This window comes from Stenotrophomonas sp. BR163, assembly GCF_047520985.2.
Lineage (GTDB): Bacteria > Pseudomonadota > Gammaproteobacteria > Xanthomonadales > Xanthomonadaceae > Stenotrophomonas > Stenotrophomonas sepilia.
This window is the reverse complement of sequence record NZ_JAXBRE020000003.1, coordinates 346,354-363,793: the sequence shown is the minus strand read 5'-3', so window position 1 is coordinate 363,793 and position 17,440 is coordinate 346,354. Positions and strand designations below refer to the sequence as shown.

At 66.3% G+C, this 17,440-nt stretch carries 9 protein-coding genes and 1 other RNA gene; 5 read left to right on the top strand and 5 right to left on the bottom strand.

What is annotated here, in order from left to right; all coding sequences use genetic code 11:
• Both ACM0PY_RS04150 and ACM0PY_RS04145 read right to left on the bottom strand, forming a co-directional pair.
• Positions 1-277, bottom strand: a 277-nt coding sequence (locus ACM0PY_RS04150) for a transposase (RefSeq protein ID WP_239683814.1), incomplete at its 3' end; no start/stop codon positions are given.
• Positions 249-1,322, bottom strand: coding sequence for a tyrosine-type recombinase/integrase (locus ACM0PY_RS04145; RefSeq protein ID WP_414609471.1), 1,074 nt, complete (start codon positions 1,320-1,322; stop codon positions 249-251). The genes ACM0PY_RS04145 and ACM0PY_RS04150, both read right to left, overlap by 29 nt.
• Before the next feature lie 696 nt (positions 1,323-2,018).
• Here ACM0PY_RS04145 and ACM0PY_RS04140 point away from each other — a divergent pair.
• On the top strand, positions 2,019-2,423 hold the full coding sequence (locus tag ACM0PY_RS04140; RefSeq protein ID WP_005415482.1) for a DUF6165 family protein: 405 nt from the start codon (positions 2,019-2,021) through the stop codon (positions 2,421-2,423).
• A gap of 18 nt (positions 2,424-2,441) precedes the next feature.
• On the opposite strand, the gene ACM0PY_RS04135 is transcribed toward ACM0PY_RS04140, so the two are convergent.
• Positions 2,442-3,488, bottom strand: a complete 1,047-nt coding sequence (locus ACM0PY_RS04135; protein WP_134972601.1) for a glycosyltransferase family 9 protein — start codon at positions 3,486-3,488, stop codon at positions 2,442-2,444.
• A 20-nt stretch (positions 3,489-3,508) separates the two neighbouring features.
• Here ACM0PY_RS04135 and ACM0PY_RS04130 point away from each other — a divergent pair, with 20 nt between their 5' ends.
• Both ACM0PY_RS04130 and ACM0PY_RS04125 read left to right on the top strand, forming a co-directional pair.
• Positions 3,509-4,258, top strand: a complete 750-nt coding sequence (locus ACM0PY_RS04130; RefSeq protein WP_134972602.1) for a 3-deoxy-D-manno-octulosonic acid kinase — start codon at positions 3,509-3,511, stop codon at positions 4,256-4,258.
• Positions 4,258-5,025, top strand: coding sequence for an MBL fold metallo-hydrolase (locus ACM0PY_RS04125; protein WP_180886052.1), 768 nt, complete (start codon positions 4,258-4,260; stop codon positions 5,023-5,025). The genes ACM0PY_RS04130 and ACM0PY_RS04125 overlap by 1 nt, the downstream gene beginning before the upstream one ends.
• Positions 5,026-5,181: 156 nt before the next feature.
• On the opposite strand, the gene ffs is transcribed toward ACM0PY_RS04125, so the two are convergent.
• Positions 5,182-5,272, bottom strand: an RNA gene (ffs, locus tag ACM0PY_RS04120) — signal recognition particle sRNA small type.
• Positions 5,273-5,573: 301 nt separating this feature from the next.
• Here ffs and ACM0PY_RS04115 point away from each other — a divergent pair.
• Both ACM0PY_RS04115 and ACM0PY_RS04110 read left to right on the top strand, forming a co-directional pair.
• Entirely contained in the window at positions 5,574-5,891 is a 318-nt protein-coding gene (locus ACM0PY_RS04115) for a DMT family transporter (RefSeq protein WP_005415486.1), read from the top strand.
• 358 nt (positions 5,892-6,249) lie between these two features.
• Positions 6,250-17,139, top strand: coding sequence for an autotransporter-associated beta strand repeat-containing protein (locus tag ACM0PY_RS04110; RefSeq protein WP_180886054.1), 10,890 nt, complete (start codon positions 6,250-6,252; stop codon positions 17,137-17,139).
• 54 nt (positions 17,140-17,193) lie between these two features.
• Here the strand turns inward: ACM0PY_RS04110 and ACM0PY_RS04105 are convergent.
• Positions 17,194-17,440, bottom strand: a 247-nt coding sequence (locus ACM0PY_RS04105; protein ID WP_495493243.1) for a GNAT family N-acetyltransferase, incomplete at its 5' end; no start/stop codon positions are given.

The window sequence follows — 17,440 nt, the reverse complement described above, 5'->3', positions numbered from 1 at the left end:
GACGGGTTGAACTCACCGCGGCTTTTTTTAGGATGTCGCGCTCCTCGGTCACCCGCCGCAGCTCGGCCTTGAGCCGGCGAATCTCAGCCGAATCGCTCAGCACGGCGATAGTGCCCGGTGCACGCACCGTCTTCTTGGCCGCCTGCACCCAGCCGTACAGTGTGTGCTTGGGAATCCCGATCCGGGAGGCTACGTCCACGACTGTAAAGCCGCGCTCGATTACCTGCTTCACCGCCTCTGCGCGGAACTCATCCGTGTACTGCTTGCTGTTGCCCATAAACACCTCGGTCATTGCCATCAATTATGGCGTCCGAGTGTCTACGAAAGGCTGGCCGGTCCACCGAGAGTCTACGTAATAAGGCAGTCAGCGTCATATCTGACAGTACCTTTCGGGCTTGAATGGATGGGAATACGAGTTCTTCGTCATGGCCGACTTGCTGTTGGAGCAAGGCCACTGCCTGCTTGGAAAGTGGGACCCTGTGAACTTGTCTAGCTTTCATTCGGTCTGCTGGAACTATCCATAGCCCGTTACGTAGATTCACCTCACTCCAAGTCATGGCTCGGACCTCGCCGGAGCGGGCGCCCGTCAGGATCAGAAAAAGCAACGCGCGCCGGGTCACGTCGAATTCACGTGTGGTTGCCAACTCCGCTCCGACAAATGTGGGGACGTGCTGCCAATGCATTGCGGGCTGGTGTTCTTGGCGGATCGTCTTGCTGGGTTGCTGAGGGAGCAAGTGGTTGACCACATCCACGGGGTTGGCTTGGTTGAATCCGTGCGCCCAGCCCCAAGCCATTACGGCATGAATACGCTGTTTAACGCGTGAGGCAGTTTCAGCCTTTTCAAGCCAGATGGGGCGTAGAACTTCGGCGATGTGCCGAGGCTGTAGCTGGTCGATCGGCAGGTTCCCAATTTTCGGGAAGACATACTCGACCAGTGTGTTGATCCACTGCTGGGCATGTTTCTCATTCCTCCAGCCAGGCTTCATCTCGGTGTGGACCTGTGTGGCAGCCTCCTGAAAGGTCGGTATCTGGAGCTTGGTGGCTTCCAGAGCTTTCACTGTTAAGGGGTCCTGTCCCGTCGTGATCAGGTCCCGCATCTCTCGAGCCAGCTTCCCTGCTGCGGCAATAGTGATTTGTGGATAGCCGCCCAACCCAGCGTTCCTGCGTTTCCCCGTCGTGGGGCTGACGTATCGAAATACCCATTTTCCTTGGCCCTTCAGGGTCGATGAGGGGAGGAGGCTCAGGCCTGTGACGGCTCCATGAGGTACTGCGCGACTCCCGGGAAGGATGCTTCGAGCTTTGACATCGGTGAGAAGTGGCATGGATTTTCAGTTGCTTCCGGTATGCCATCCAGTATGCCATTTTGAGAGGGCTGGTGATGGATGCTCTTGGACATGTCTGGATTTGAAAGTGTTGTAAGATATTGAAAAGAAAGACTTAAATTATTGGCCTTTGGATCGTTACGGACCGGGCTGGACGAATACTAGGCAGACCCCCTCTCCGCCAGATAAAGAAAAAGGGCTGCCGAACGGCAGCCCTTTTTCTTTATCTGGCGCGGGACACGACGCGCTTTGCGCGCGTCGCCCCACACGTTGCTGTGCAACGCGTGGGCCCCTCCCTTCGCCGGCCTCTCCCCGCCCCTGTCGGGGCAGCCCCTCAACAGAGGGGCTTGTTTCTCCAGATGCATCCGTAGATCCACGTCATGCGTGGATGGACAGCGCGAGTTGCGCTGTAGTGACCATGTCCTGATCTGGCGCGGGACGCGACGCGCTCTGCGCGTCGCCCCACACGTTGCTGTGCAACGCGTGGGCCCCTCCCGTTGCCGGCGCTCCCCGCCCCTGTCGGGGCAGCCCCTCAACAGAGGGGCTTGTTCCAGCAGATGCATCAGTAAATCCACGCCATGGGTGGATGCACTTGCTGCAGGGCTGGACCATCCACGCGTGGCGTGGCTCTACCTGAACTGTCCCATCGCCAGTCGCGGGTTAAACTGCACACATCACTTGCTGGAGCTTTTCCCGATGACCGCTGAAATCCTCGTCCCCGTGTCCTTCGGCGAGCTGCTGGACAAGATCTCGATCCTGCAGATCAAGTCCGAGCGCATCAGCGACGAGGGCAAGCTGGCCAATGTGCGCAGGGAGCTGTCGGCGCTGGAGCAGACCTGGATGGCACACCCGGCTGCGGTGAAGGACATCGCCAAGCTGCGTGCCGAGCTGAAGGCGGTCAACGAGCAGCTCTGGGACATCGAGGACGACATCCGCCTGAAGGAGAAGGCGCAGGCGTTCGACCAGGGCTTCATCGACCTGGCGCGCAGTGTCTACCTGCGTAACGACGAGCGCGCGCGCATCAAGAAGGCGATCAACCTGGCGCTGGGTTCGGCGTACGTGGAAGAGAAGTCCTATCAGGATTACGCGCAGCGCACGTGATCCCGGGCAGTCCGCCGCTCACCCCAGGTGGTCGGCGACGTAGCGTTCGAAGGCGGCGATACCGTCTTCGACGGTAATCAGTTCCATTACATCGTCGAACTCGATCTTGGTGCCCCACTTCAGATCGGTGGCCTGCTTGGCCAGGTACTTGCGCGCTGCGTCGTCGTAGCGGTCCACGCAATAGCGGCGGTCCGAGTACGGGCCGCTGCGGTCCGGATTGCTGGCCGCATGCAGCCCCAGTACTTTGGTGCCCATTGCGTTGGCGATGTGCATCGGGCCCGAGTCCGGGGTCATCACCAGATTGGCGCGGGCCAGCAGGGCGGGCAGCTGCTTGAGCGTGTCCTTGCCGACCAGGTCCAGTGCCGGCGTCTGCAGCTGCGCTTGGATCGCATCGGCCATGTGGCGCTCCAGTTCGCTGCGGCCACCGCACAGCACCACCCGCCAACCGCGCTGGACGGCATGGTTGGCCACCGCGGCGTAGCGGTCGGCGTACCAGTTGCGGCGCACGTGGCTGGAGCAGGGCGAGATCATCAGCACCGGGCGGCCATCGTCCTGCCACTGCGCGGCGGCCCACTCGAAGGCGGACGGCGGCACGGCCAGATCCCAGCTGACTTCGGTCTGGCGCAGGCCCAGCGGCTCGCAGAAGCTGCCGATGGCATCCAGCACGTGGATGCCGGGGCGATCGGGAATACGCTCGTTGATGAAGAGCCCGTGCAGGTCCTTGGAGCGGCTGCGGTCGTATCCGATGCGGCGCTCGGCCGGAATGAAGGCCGACAGCAGGTTGGCGCGGAACGCGACCTGCATCTGCAACAGCGCTTCAAAGCGCCCCGGTGGCAGTTGCCTGCGCAGTTCCTTGACCCCGGCCATGCCGCTCTTCTTGTCGTAGGCATGGAAGGTGACGCCGGGCAGGCCGTCAAGCAGCTTGTGGCCAACCTTGTCGATGATCCAGTGGATCGGCGTGTCCGGGCGCGCAGCCTGCAGGGTGCGCACCAGGGGCACCACGTGGGTGACATCGCCAAGTGCGGACAAGCGCAGGAGGCACAAGGAGGAGGACGCTGATGCCATGTGTTGTTAGACTCAATGAAATGGTCGCATTCGACGCCAATGAAGCGCTGACGCCATGCCGCGAGGGTCGCGGCATCGGGGCCATTCTGTTCGACCGCGAGCGGCTGCGGCAAGCCGATATTGGCCTGTTCTCGCCCCAGCACTGGGGCAGCAAGGCCCGCCCGGTGGGCGAGGGCGGCCGCGGCAGCGCCTGGTTCGTCGATGCGCCGTTCGGTGCCAGCGTGCTGCGCCACTACCTGCGCGGCGGCATGGCGGCCCGGATCAGCCTCGACCAGTACCTCTGGCGCGGCTCGGACCGGACCCGCAGCTTCGCCGAATTCCGCTTGATGCGCGCGCTGCGCGAGAAGAAGTTGCCGGTGCCACGGCCGATCGCCGCGTTCTACATGCGCGAGGGCCTGCGCTACCGGGCCGCGATCCTGATGGAACGGATCGAGGGCGTGCGCTCGCTGGCCGACCGCGCACTGGTTGCGGGCCGGGGCGCGCCCTGGGAGGAGACCGGGCGGCTGATCGCCCGTTTCCACCGTGCCGGCCTGGACCATGCCGACCTCAACGCGCACAACATCCTGTTCGATGGCAGTGGCCATGGCTGGCTGATCGATTTCGACCGTGGGGTGATCCGCATTCCGGCCACCGGCTGGCGCGAACGCAACCTCAAGCGGTTGCTGCGCTCGCTGGTCAAGCTGCGCGGCGAGCGCAGCGTGGAAGATGTGCAGAAGGACTACGCACGGCTGCGCCGTGCCTATGACATGGCCTGGAACCGGGGCACCTGATGGACTGGTCGTTGCGTTTCCTCGGCGTCGGCAACGCGTCGGCGGTCGAGCTGGGATCGCCGATGTCGGTGATCGAGCGCGGTGGTCGCCCGTGGCTGACCATCGATTGCGGCGGTGAAGGCCTCACCGCGTTCAAGGCGCACTACGGGCACATGCCGCAGGCGCTGTTCGTCACCCATGTGCACCTGGACCATGTGGCCGGCTTCGAGCGCCTGTTCGTGGACACTTTCTTCAATGCGAACCGGCGCGGCAAGGTGCGACTGTACGTGCCTGCCACGGTGGTGCCGCTGCTGCACAAGCGCATTGGTGACTATCCGAACGTGCTGGCCGAGGGCGGTGCGAATTTCTGGGATGCCTTCCACCTGATCGTGGTGGGCGAGGCGTTCTGGCATGAGGGGGTGCGCCTGGAGGTGTTTCCGGTGCGCCATCACTGGCCGGAGACGGCCTATGGCCTGCGCCTGCAGGGCGCGCTGACCTGGAGCGGCGATACCCGGCCGATTCCGGAGATGCTGGCGCGCTACGCCGACGACAACGAACTGATCGCCCACGACTGCGGCCTGCACGGCAACCCGTCACACACGGGCGTGGACGACCTGGAGCGTGAGTACAGCATCGAACTGCAGGCGCGGATGATGCTCTACCACTACGCCAGCGTGGCCGATGGCCAGGCGCTGGCCGCGCGCGGGCACCGCGTGGCGCAGCCGGGGCAGTGCGTGCCGCTGGCCGACCCGACTGCGCCGCACGTACTGGTGCAGGATCCGCCGTGAGCGGGACCGGCCAGCCCGCCGACGCGGCGCGGGCCGCCGAACTGGAGGCGCTGGAGCGCGCGCTGTAGTAGCGCGGGGCCATGCCCGGCAAAGGGCGCCAACCAGGGTTGGCATCTACCAGAGGCGAGGGCGTCGCCGGAAAAGGCGGTGGCCCCGCCGGCTGGCCTCGGCGCCCGCGTCGATCGATACCGTTGCTGCCTTCCGGCCCTGGCGGGGTTTTCGACCTAGCGTCGCGAGGGGCCGACGGGGCCACCATAGAGACGTTGGCCGCCCGGTGGGCGGCCAGTTCACGGATCAGGGGAAGCAGCGCGCGATGCGCCGGAGACCACAGCCGGACCGCACATCGGCTGACCGATGGCAGACCCTCATTCTAGCGCAGGCCGGGCCATCGACGCCAGCGTCACGCACTGAACTGGCTGTAACCCGTTCCTGGCCACGGCGGCCGGGCGTGGCCCCCGTTGCTAGAATGCCGGCCAGGAGGAACGACCTCCCCCACATCGGGAATCAAAGACCAGGACGGCCTGGCCCTACCAAGAGGAGGGGCCGTCATGGCCTGGATCTATCTATTGTTTGCCGGCCTGCTGGAAATCGTCTGGGCCGTGTCCATGAAGCAGTCCGAAGGCTTCACCCGTCTCACCCCCACCGTGGTCACCATCATCGGCATGATCGCCAGCTTCTGGCTGCTGGCGGTGGCCATGCGCAGCCTGCCGCTGGGCACCGCCTATACGATCTGGACCGGCATCGGCGCGGTCGGCGCGTTCGTGGTCGGCATCGTGTTCCTGGGTGAGCAGGTCAGCCCGATGCGGATCGGTGCAGCGGTGCTGATTGTTTCCGGCCTGGTGCTGATGAAACTCTCCAGCAGCTGAATTTATTTACTCATGGCAGGGAATGGATTCTCCGCCACATGCAGCGATATGCATTTTCGGCAAAACCATTCTGCCGGCCCCTTTTATTTGACGTGCGTCATGAAAATGGCGCGCGTGATTCACATGCCGCAGGCACCGCCGGTCGCACAGTGCCGCCATTCGTCGGGCGAAATCGGGGAGTTTTCGCCTTGAGGGACACGCTGACGTACCTGTCCCGGGGTGCGATCACGTGAAGATGTGAAGATTTTCAGGAGTTAATGCCTTCAGGCCTTGTTCCCGTATCGGGAGCAGGGGTGGACCGCATTGTCTCGAAAAACCTGCCAGCTGTGCCATCCGGTCTTTTCATGGAGATTTGCCGATGAACCGCATTTACCGTCTGGTTTTCAATCGCGCCCTTGGGGTAATGCAGGTTGCTTCGGAGGTCAGCCGGAATCCCGGCGGAAGCGCGGTCGGCGCAGGGCGGGTGCCGCGATTGCGGGCGCACCAGCTGGCGGCGGCATTGGCCGCCACACTGGCCAGCGGATCGGCATTCGCGGCGTGTACGGGCACCACGACCGTAAACTGCGACAGCACCACCAACATCAACAACTACTCCAACGCGACCAGCGGCCTCACGCTGAACATCGCCGCGGGTGCGTTGCTGCGTACGCCGCCGTTCGTAGGCGGAGGCAACGCAGCAACGCTGACCGGCGACAACGTGACGGTCAACAACAATGGCACGATTGATCCGAGCTCGATCGTCCTTGCCTCGCCCGGCCTGGTCATCGGCAATGGTTCTGCCAACAACAGCGCGATCGTCGTCAACAACAACGCCAGTGGACAGATCAAGGGCGTCGTCAACATCGCAACGCTGCTGGGCTTCGGTGGACAGGCACTGGTGGCACAGAACGTCAACGGCACCACCACCATCAACAATGCCGGCCTGATCAGCACGTCCTTGATCGGTGTGGGCAGCGTTTCCGACGCGACCACGGTGGTGACCTACGGTGGTGCGGCAGCCAATGTGACCAACACCGGCACCATCGACGGGCGTGTCGGCCTGGGCGCTTCTGGCGGTAATACGTTCCTCAATGCGGGGGCGGTCAACGGTAGCGTTCATCTGGGTGATTCAACCGGCGGCAATACCTTCACCGCAGTGTCGGGTTCCAGCGTTGTGGCCGGCGGTGGCACCGCCCTTGCCGGCGTGATTACGGGTGTTACCGGGGTGGAGGTTGCGGCAGCGGGAACGGTCGACGCGGGTACCGGCAGCGGTGCGGGCAACAACGCGCTGGTGCTGCAGAACAGTTCCGCCGGTCCCGGGTCAGGCACCGGCGGAGCGGTGACCACACTCGGCTGGAACCAGTACCTCAACTTCCAGAAGCTCACCGTCAACAGCGGTACCTGGAACCTGCAGGGCGCATGGGGCGCATCCGGCCCGACGACGCTCAATGATGGCCTGGTCAATTTCAACAATGCCGGTTCATTCGGCACCGGGCTGTTCACGGCCAACGGCGGTGCCATCGCATCCTCCACGGCCGGTCTGAATCTGGCCAATGCGTTCAACCTCGGCGGCAATCTATCCCTGGCCGGGACCAATGCGTTCGGCTTGAATGGCGTGCTTTCAGGCGCTGGTGGGCTGACGGTCAACAACACCGGCATTGTTACTCTCGGCGGCGCAAACCTGTTCTCCGGGGGCGTCAACCTCAATGCCGGCGGCCTGCTGCTGGGCAATGCCGGTGCACTCGGCAGCGGCAACCTGACCGTCGGTGGCAGCGCCTCGCTGGATACGACGGCAGGCTTCACCCTGGGCAACAACCTGGTGGTCAATGGCGGGGGCTCGCTGAACCTGCTGGGCAGCAATGCGCTGACATTGAGTGGCTCGATATCCGGTGCCGGCAACGTGACCAAGAACGGTGCGGGCACGCTGACCTTGAACGGTGCCAATTCGCTGAGCGGCAGCTTCAACCTGGCCGGGGGCGCGTTGGCGCTGGGCGCAGGCGGCAGCCTGTCGCCCACCGGTGCGATCTCGCTGGACGTTGGCACCAGCCTGGATCTTTCGGCGGCGGCCGACCAGACCATCGGCTCGCTGGCCGGCCTCGGCGGTTCGGTCAACCTCGGCAGCCACACCCTGACCCTGGGCGGGCTGGGCAATACCAGCTACAGCGGCACGTTCGCCGCAGGCACCGGCGGCCTGATCAAGCTCGGCACCGGTGTGCAGACCCTGTCGGGCGTCAACAGCCTCACGGGCGGTGTTGCGCTCAACGCCGGTGGCTTGTTGCTGGGCAATGCCGCCGCGCTGGGCAGCGGTACGCTCTCTGTCGGCGGCAACACCACCTTCGACGGCACCACGGCGCTGGCGCTGACCAATGCTGTCAGCCTCGGATCGGGTGCCAGCCTGAATCTGCTTGGCGGGCAGGCGCTCACTTTCAACGGGGTGATCAGCGGCGCTGGCGGCCTGATCAAGGATGGTGCATCGTCGCTGACCCTCAACGGCGCCAATACGTTCGGCGGTGGTCTGGCACTCAACGCGGGCAGCCTGGTGCTGGGCAACGGCGGTGCACTGGGAACCGGGGCACTGAACGTCGGCGGCGCGGTATCGCTCGACGCCAGCGCCGGGCTCGCCGTGGGCAATGGCATCACGCTTGGGGCCGGTGGTTCGCTCAATGTGCTGGGCTCGAATGCGCTGACGCTGGGGGGTGTCATTGGTGGGGGCGGCAGCCTGGTCAAGAACGGTGCTGCCACGCTGACGCTGGGCGGCGCGAACACGTTCACTGGTGGGCTGGCGGTAAATGCCGGAACGGTGGCATTGGCCAGTGGTGGCAGCCTGGCGGCGACCGGCGCGGTCAGCCTCGCCGGCGCTGGCAGCGCACTGGATATCTCGCTGGGTGGCAATCAGACCATCGGTGCATTGTCCGGTGTGGCGGGCAGCACCCTGGCGCTGGGCAGCAGCACGCTCACCTTCGGTGATGCCACCAACCAGACCTTCGCCGGCGTGATCGGCGGCACCGGTGGGCTGATCAAGCAGGGTACCGGCGTGCAGACGCTGACCGGTGCCAATACCTTCAGCGGTGGGGTGAATCTTGCGGCCGGTGGCCTGGTGCTGGGCAACGCCGGTGCGCTGGGAAGCGGTGCGCTGTCGGTCAGTGGCAACGGCTCGCTGGACGCCACTGCGGCGCTGAACCTGGGCAATGCGATCAACCTCGGTGCGGCCCTGACCCTGCCGGGCAGCCAGGACCTGACCCTGGACGGCAACATCACGGGCACCGGCAGCCTGGTCAAGAATGGTGCATCGACACTGACCTTGAACGGCACCAACACCTTCAGCGGTGGACTGAATGCAAACGCCGGCAGCCTGCTGCTGGGTAACAGCGGCGCGCTCGGTACCGGAGTACTGGGCATCGGCGGCAACGTCACGCTCGAGGGCAGCGCCCCGTTGAGCCTGACCAACAATGTTGACCTGGGCGCGGGTGCGGCGCTGTCGTTGCCGGGCTCGCAGGCGATCACGCTGGGTGGCGTGGTGTCCGGTACCGGCAGGCTGGTGAAGAACGGTGCCAGCACGTTGACCCTCAACGGCGCCAACAGCTTCGGTGGTGGGCTCACCGTCAACGGCGGCGGCGTGTTCCTGGGGAACGCCGGCGCACTGGGCACCGGTGCACTGTCGGTGGGCGCCACTGCCACGCTGGACAGTTCGGTCGCGCTGACCCTCGCCAACAACGTCAACCTCGGGGCAGGCGCGGCGCTGGATCTGCTGGGCAGCCAGGACGTGTCACTGGGCGGTCTCATCAGTGGCACTGGCAGCCTGGTCAAGAATGGTACGGCCACTCTGGCGTTGAATGGACCCAACACCTTCAGCGGGGGTGTCGGCCTCAACGCGGGCCTGCTGCAGCTGGGCAATGCGCAGGCACTGGGTACCGGCCAGCTGGACGTGGGCGGTAACGCTTCGCTGGATGCAATGTCTGCACTCACCGTAGGCAACCTCATCGGCCTGGCCGCCGGCGCGAATCTCTCCGTGCTGGGCGGCAATGACCTGACGCTCACCGGTCCGGTATTCGGTGCCGGTGGGCTGATCAAGGACGGCGCGGCCCGCCTCACTCTGTCCGGCGCCAACCTCTACACCGGTGGCACCACCATCAACGCCGGCACGCTGGCGCTGGGGGCGGGCGGCAGTCTTGCCGCGGCCGGTGCGGTGGATCTTGCCGGTGCCGGTGCGACGCTGGACATCTCCGCAACCGGTGCGGCGCAGGCCATCGGCGCGCTGAACGGCGTGGCAGGCAGCCAGGTGGTGCTGGGCGCGCAGTCGCTGACCTTTGGCGGCGCCAGCAGTGGCAGCTTTGCCGGCGTGATCGATGGTACCGGCGGCCTGATCAAGACCGGTGCCGGCGTGCAGACGCTGTCCGGTGCCAATACTTTCAGTGGTGGCCTTGCACTCAACGACGGTGGCCTGATTCTCGGCAACGCCAGCGCACTCGGTACCGGTGCACTGGGCATTGGTGGCACGACCACGCTGGACAGCACCGTGGCGCTGAACCTGGCCAACGCAGTGAACTTCGGTGCCGGTACGCAGCTGACCCTGGGCGGCAGCAACGATCTCACCCTCGGTGGCGTGGTGGCCGGCAATGGCAGCCTGATCAAGAATGGTGCGGGCCTGCTGACCCTCAACAACACCAATACCTTCAGTGGCGGCCTGATCTTGAACGGCGGTGGCCTGGTGGTCGGCGCGAATGATGCGCTCGGTACCGGCGCGCTGGCGGTGAATGCCAGCACCACGCTGGACGCGGGCGCGGCAGTGGCACTCGGCAATGCGGTCACGCTGGGCTCGGGCGTCGTACTGACGTTGCCGGGCAGCACTGCGCTGACGCTGTCGGGCGTGGTCGGCGGCAATGGCAGCCTGGTCAAGAATGGTGCCACCACGCTGACGCTGTCCGGTGCCAACACTTACAGCGGAGGTACCACCATCAATGCCGGCACGCTGGCGCTGGGCACGGGCGGCAGCCTTGCTGCAGCAGGTGATGTCACGTTGGGTGCAGGCGCTGGCTTTGATATTTCCGGTGCCGGCAGCAGCCAGACCATCGGCGCGCTCAACGGTGCGGGTGGCAGCACCCTGGCGCTGGGCGGCAATTCGCTCGCCTTCGGTACGGCCGGCAACGCCGCGTTCGATGGCGTGATCAGTGGCGGCGGCGGTCTGATCAAGGCAGGCGCGGGCGTACAGACGCTGTCCGGTGCCAACACGTTTGGCGGCGGCGTAACGCTCAACGCGGGCGGACTGGTGCTTGGCAATGATGCAGCGTTGGGCACCGGCGCATTGACTGTTGGGGGTGCCGCCACGCTGGATACCACCGGCCTGGCAACGCTGGCCAACAACATCGCGCTCAACGCCGGGCTGACCGTGCTCGGGACCAATGCACTGACGCTCAACGGCGTCCTGTCCGGGGCCGGCAGCCTCACCAAGAATGGCAGCGCGACGCTGACCTTGAACGGCGCCAACACCTATACCGGTGGCACCAACATCAATGCCGGCACGCTGGCGCTGGGGGCCGGTGCCAGCCTGGCGGCGAGCGGTACCGTGAACCTCGCCACGGGTGCCACGCTGGATCTGTCTGCCGGCAGCGGCACGCAGCAGTTCGGCACGCTGGTCGGCAATGGTACGGTGAACCTCGGTGCCAACTCGCTCGAGGTCGGCGGCGCCACCGATGGCACCTTCAGTGGCTCGATCGCAGGCACCGGTGGCCTGACCAAGGTGGGCGCGGGCATCGAAACGCTGACCGGTGCCAACACCTACACCGGCGGCACCTTCATCAACGCTGGCACGCTGGCGATTGGTCCGGGCGGCAGCCTGGCCGCGACCGGCGCGGTGACGCTGAGCGCTGCGGGCACCGGCTTCGACATCTCCACCGCAGGTGCCAACCAGACCATCGGATCGTTGAACGGCGTGGCCGGCTCGACGGTGAGCCTGGGGGCACAGACGCTGATACTCGGTGGTGTGGGCAACAGCCTCTTCGATGGCGCGATTTCCGGCACCGGTGGCCTGGTCAAGAATGGCGCCGGCATCCTCACGCTGGGTGGCGCCAATCTGTTCAGTGGTGGCGTTGCACTGAATGGCGGTGGCCTGGTGGTCGGCAACAGCGCCGCGCTCGGCAGCGGCGCGTTGACGGTCGGAAGCAACGCAACGCTGGATGCAACGACCGGCGTCAGCCTTGCCAACAACATCGGGCTGGCAGCGGGTGCCAGCCTCGATCTGCTCGGCAGCCAGGCGCTGACGCTGGGGGGCGTGATTTCCGGCACGGGCGGACTGATCAAGGACGGTGCGGCCACCGTAACCCTGAGCGGTGCCAACACCTACACCGGGGGGACCACCATCAACAGCGGCACACTGGCAATCGGTGCCGGTGGCAGCCTCGCCGCAACCGGTGCGGTGAACCTGGCCGGTGCGGGCACGCTCGACATCTCCGCGGGTAACCAGGCCATCGGTTCGCTGGCCGGCGTTGCAGGCAGCACGGTGGCGCTGGGCGGCAGCACACTGACCCTGGGCGGCACCGTGGACAGCACCTTCAGCGGTGTGATCGGCGGCAGTGGCGGCCTGATCAAGAACGGTGCGGGCGTGCAGACGCTCAATGGCGCCAACACTTTCAGCGGTGGCGTGGCGCTCAACGCCGGTGGCCTGGTGGTCGGCAACAATGCTGCGCTGGGCACCGGTACGGTGACGGTCGGAGGCGCTGCGACGCTCGATTCGAACACTGCGGTCATCCTCGGCAACAACTTCATCCTCAGCAACGCGTTGACCGTCCTGGGCAGCAACAACCTCACCCTCAACGGCAACCTGAGTGGTACCGGCAGCCTGACCAAGGAGGGTGCCGCGACGCTGACCTTGAACGGCACCAACACCTATACCGGCGGCACCAACATCAACGCTGGTACGCTGGCACTGGGTGCGGGCGCGAGCCTGTACGCCAGTGGCATCGTCAACCTGGCCTCGGGGGCGACCTTCGATCTGTCGGCAGGCAGCGGCACGCAGCAGTTCGGTACCCTGATCGGCAACGGCACGGTGAATCTGGGCGCCAACACGCTGACGATCGGAGACGCCACCAATGGCACGTTCAGTGGCTCGGTGGCCGGCTCCGGTGGGCTGATCAAGGAAGGCTCCGGTACCCAGACGTTGACCGGCACCAACACCTTCACCGGTGGCACCACCATCAACGCCGGCACGCTGGCGATCGGCGCCGGTGGCAGCCTCGCTGCGACGGGTGCGGTGAACCTGGCCAACGCCGGTACCACCTTCGACATCAGTGCGGGGGGCGCGCAGGCGATCGGTTCGCTGGCAGGCGTGGCAGGCTCTTCAGTGGCGTTGGGTGGCAGCACGCTGACCCTCAATGGCGTGGGCAATACCACGTTCGCCGGCACCATCGGAGGTGCAGGGGGGCTGGTAAAGAACGGCGCAGGCATCCAGGGCTTGACTGGCGTCAACGTCTTCACGGGCGGCGTGACCCTCAATGCCGGTGGCCTGCTACTGGGCAACGACGGTTCGCTGGGAACCGGTGCGCTGACCGTAGGCGGCAACGCCAGCCTGGATGGCACCAGCGCGCTGACGCTGGCCAACACCGTGCAGCTGGCCAGCGGCACGCTGACTCTGGGCGGCAGCAACGCACTGACCTTGAACGGCCCGATCAGCGGCGCTGGCGGCCTGCTGAAGGATGGCGCGGCGACGGTCACCCTCGGCGGTGCGAGTACCTATACCGGTGCCACCACCATCAACAGTGGCACGCTGGCGGTGGCGGCCGGTGGCAGCCTGTCCGGTGCCAGCACGGTCAACCTGGCCGGTGCCGGTACGCTGGATATCAGTGCCGGTGGCAGCCAGAGCATCGGAGGCCTCGCTGGCGTGACCGGTTCCAGCGTGGTGCTGGGCGGTGCAACCCTGACTACCGGCGGCAACAACGGCAGCACGACCTTCGCCGGCGTGCTCAGTGGTACCGGCGGCCTGGTGCAGAGCGGTACCGGCACGCTGACCCTGAGCGGCGACAACACCTATACCGGAGGCACCAGCATCAACGGTGGCAGTACGCTGCAGATCGGCAACGGCGGCAGCACCGGTTCGGTGCTGGGCGACATCACCAACAACGGCAGCCTGGTCTACAACCTCGGCACCACGGCAACCGTGGGCGGTGTAGTCGGCGGCAGTGGCAGCCTGACCCAGGCCGGCAGCGGCACGCTGGTGCTGACCGGCAACAACACCTACACCGGCGGTACCACCATCAATGCCGGTGGCACATTGCAGATCGGCAACGGCGGTGCGACCGGCGCGATCGTCGGCGACATCACCAACAACGGCGCGCTGGTATCCAACGTGGCCGGCAACACCACGCTCGGTGGCACCATCAGCGGCAGTGGCGGCCTGACCCAGGCCGGCAGCGGCACGCTGACCCTGACCGGCGACAACACCTATACCGGCGGCACCACCATCAATGCCGGTGGCACGTTGCAGGTGGGCAATGGCGGTGCGACCGGCGCGATCACCGGCAACGTTGCCAACAACGGCAGCCTGGTGTTCGACGTTGCGGGCAACACCACGGTCGGCGGTGCGATCAGCGGCAGTGGTGGCCTGACCCAGGCCGGTAGCGGTGTGCTGACCCTGGTGGGCAACAATACCTACACCGGCGGGACCACCATCAATACCGGCGGCACGCTGCAGGTGGGCAACGGCGGCGCGACCGGCGCCATCGCTGGCGACATCACCAACAATGGCGCGTTGATTTCCAACGTGGCCGGCAACACCGCGCTGGGCGGCACCATCAGTGGCAGCGGCGGCCTGACCCAGGCGGGCAGCGGTACGCTGCTGCTGACCGGGACCAACACCTATACCGGCGGCACGACCATCAACGCCGGCAGTACGCTGCAGCTGGGCAATGGCGGGGCAACGGGCTCAATCGTCGGTGATGTCACCAACAACGGCACGCTGGTGTCCAACCTGGCGGGCGATACCACGCTGGGCGGCACCATCAGCGGCAGTGGCGGCCTGACCCAGGCCGGCAGCGGTACGCTGACCTTGACCGGCAACAACACCTATACCGGCCCGACCACCATCAACACGGGTGGCACGCTGCAGGTGGGTAATGGCGGCGCCACCGGTGCGATCGGCGGCAGCGTCACCAATAACGGCAGCCTGGTGTTCAACGTGGGCGGCAACACCACCGTCGGCGGCGCCATCAGCGGCAGCGGTGGCCTGACCCAGGCGGGCACCGGTACCGTGATCCTTGCCGGCAACAACACCTATACCGGCGGCACCACCATCAACACCGGCGGCACGCTGCAGGTCGGCGATGGTGGCGCCAGCGGTGCGATCACCGGCAACGTTGCCAACAACGGCAGCCTCGTGTTCAACGTCGGCGGCAACACCACGGTGGGCGGCACCATCAGCGGCAGTGGCGGCCTGACCCAGGCCGGCACCGGCACCCTCACGCTGACCGGCAACAACACCTACACCGGGGGTACCACCATCAATGCCGGCGGCACCGTGCAGGTCGGCAACGGTGGGGCCAGCGGCTCGATCATCGGCAACATCACCAACAACGGCGGCCTGGTCATCAACACCGGTGGCACCACCACGCTTGGCGGCAGCATCACCGGCGGTGGCAGCATCGTGCAGGCCGGCCCGGGCACGCTGAATCTGGGCGGCAACAGTGGTGGCTTCAGCGGCACCGGCCAGGTCACCGGCGGCGGCCTGAATGTCACCGGCAACATCGGCGGACAGTGGACCATCGGCAGCGGCACGACCCTGTCCGGCACCGGCACCATCGGGGGTACCGGCGGTGGCGTGACGGTGTCCAGCGGCGGCGTGCTGTCGCCGGGCAATGGCCCGGGCAATGGCGGTGGTGCAGGCAACGGCACCGGCACGATCACGGTGGGCGGCAATCTGAACCTGTCACCGGGCAGCACGCTGGGCATCGACCTGGGCGCCACCGGCAGCGACACGGTGCAGGTGGGCGGCAGCGCGAATGTGGGCGGCAGCACCGTGCGGGTGAATACCATTTCGCCGAGCACCAGCTACCAGCAGGGCCAGCAGTACACGGTGGTCAATGCGGGCGGTGGCGTGAGTGGGCAGTTCGCCTCGGCAACCTCGCCGTCGGCCTTCCTGACCATCACTCCGGTGTATACCGCGAACACGGCGAACCTGCAGATCGACGTGGCGCAGACCGCAGCGTTCACCACCGTGGCCAACACGCGCAACCAGTACAACACCGCCGCGGCGCTGGACAGCCTGCCGCAGAGTGGCGCGGCGCTGGGCTTGTACAACACGGTGCTGATGTATGACGCCGGCACTGCGCGCAGCGCGTTCGACCAGCTCTCCGGTGAAGTGCACGCGGCCAGCCGCGCGGTGCTGCTGTACGACAACTACCTGGAAGAAGGCATCCGCCAGCGACTCGGCAGCGAGTTGCCGACCGTGCGTGGCGAGCGCGCTTCGGCCTGGTTGGCCGGCAGCGGCAAGGTGTTCAGGCAGGATGGCGACGGCAATGGCGACGAGATCCGCGCCAATCGCAATGCGCTGATGGCCGGTGTCGACTGGCAGCTGGGCGAGCATGTGGTGCTGGGTGCAGCGGCCGGCAACGAACGGCTGGATACGCGGCTGTATGATCGCAGCTCGCGGGCCCGCCTGCGTGGCCACACGTTCGGCCTGTATGCACAGGGACAGTGGAACAACGGCTTCGCGGTGGGCGGCAGCGTGTCGCGCGGTGACTACCGGACGCGCACCACGCGTGAAGTGCCGTTGTTGGGCCAGACCCTGTACAGCCGCCAGGATTCCGATGTGACCATCGCCCAGGTGGAAGGCAGCTGGACATGGACCCATGGCAGGACCCAGCTGCAGCCCTATGTGCAGTTCACCAAGCACTGGGTCGACAGCGATCGTGCGGTGGAGCAGGGCGGCAGCGCGGCACTGGTGCTGGAAGGCGGCAAGGACACGCTCAATGTCAGCACCGTGGGCGTGCGTGGGCGTTGGGACGTGGGCAGCGGCGAGCGCTTCCCGGCGCAGCTCACGGTCGGCCTGGGCTGGCAGCACGCCTCGGGTGACACCGATGTGGCCAGCCGCAACCGCTTCGCGGTGGGCGGCGACGCCTTCGATGTCTACAGCGCGGTGATGGCACGCAATGCCCTGGTCAGCCAGGTGGGTGTGGCGGTCGGCCTCGGCCGCAACAGCCAGCTGTCGATGTTCGTGCAGGGCCAGCATGGCGATGGCCGCCGCGATGTCGGCGGGCAGATCAACCTGCGCGTCGGGTTCTGAGGGAGCAGGCGGGCGGTAGAACCACGCCCTGCGCGGATGGCAGGGGCGGGAGCGCTAGAGCTCCCGCTCCATTTCAACGGCGTCGATCCCGGCGCCATGCCCATCGGGCACGATGCGCGCCACCTGGAAACCCAGGCCGGCATAGAAGCCTTGGGTGTGCTGGCTGGTGCTGAGCGCGATGCGCTTGATCGAGGGATCCGCTTCGGCCTGGCGCAGGCGCGCGAGTGCCAGTGTGCGGCCCAGCCCCTGGCGGGGGGGGGGGGGGGGGGGGGGGGGGGGGCGGGGGGGGGGGGGGCGGGGG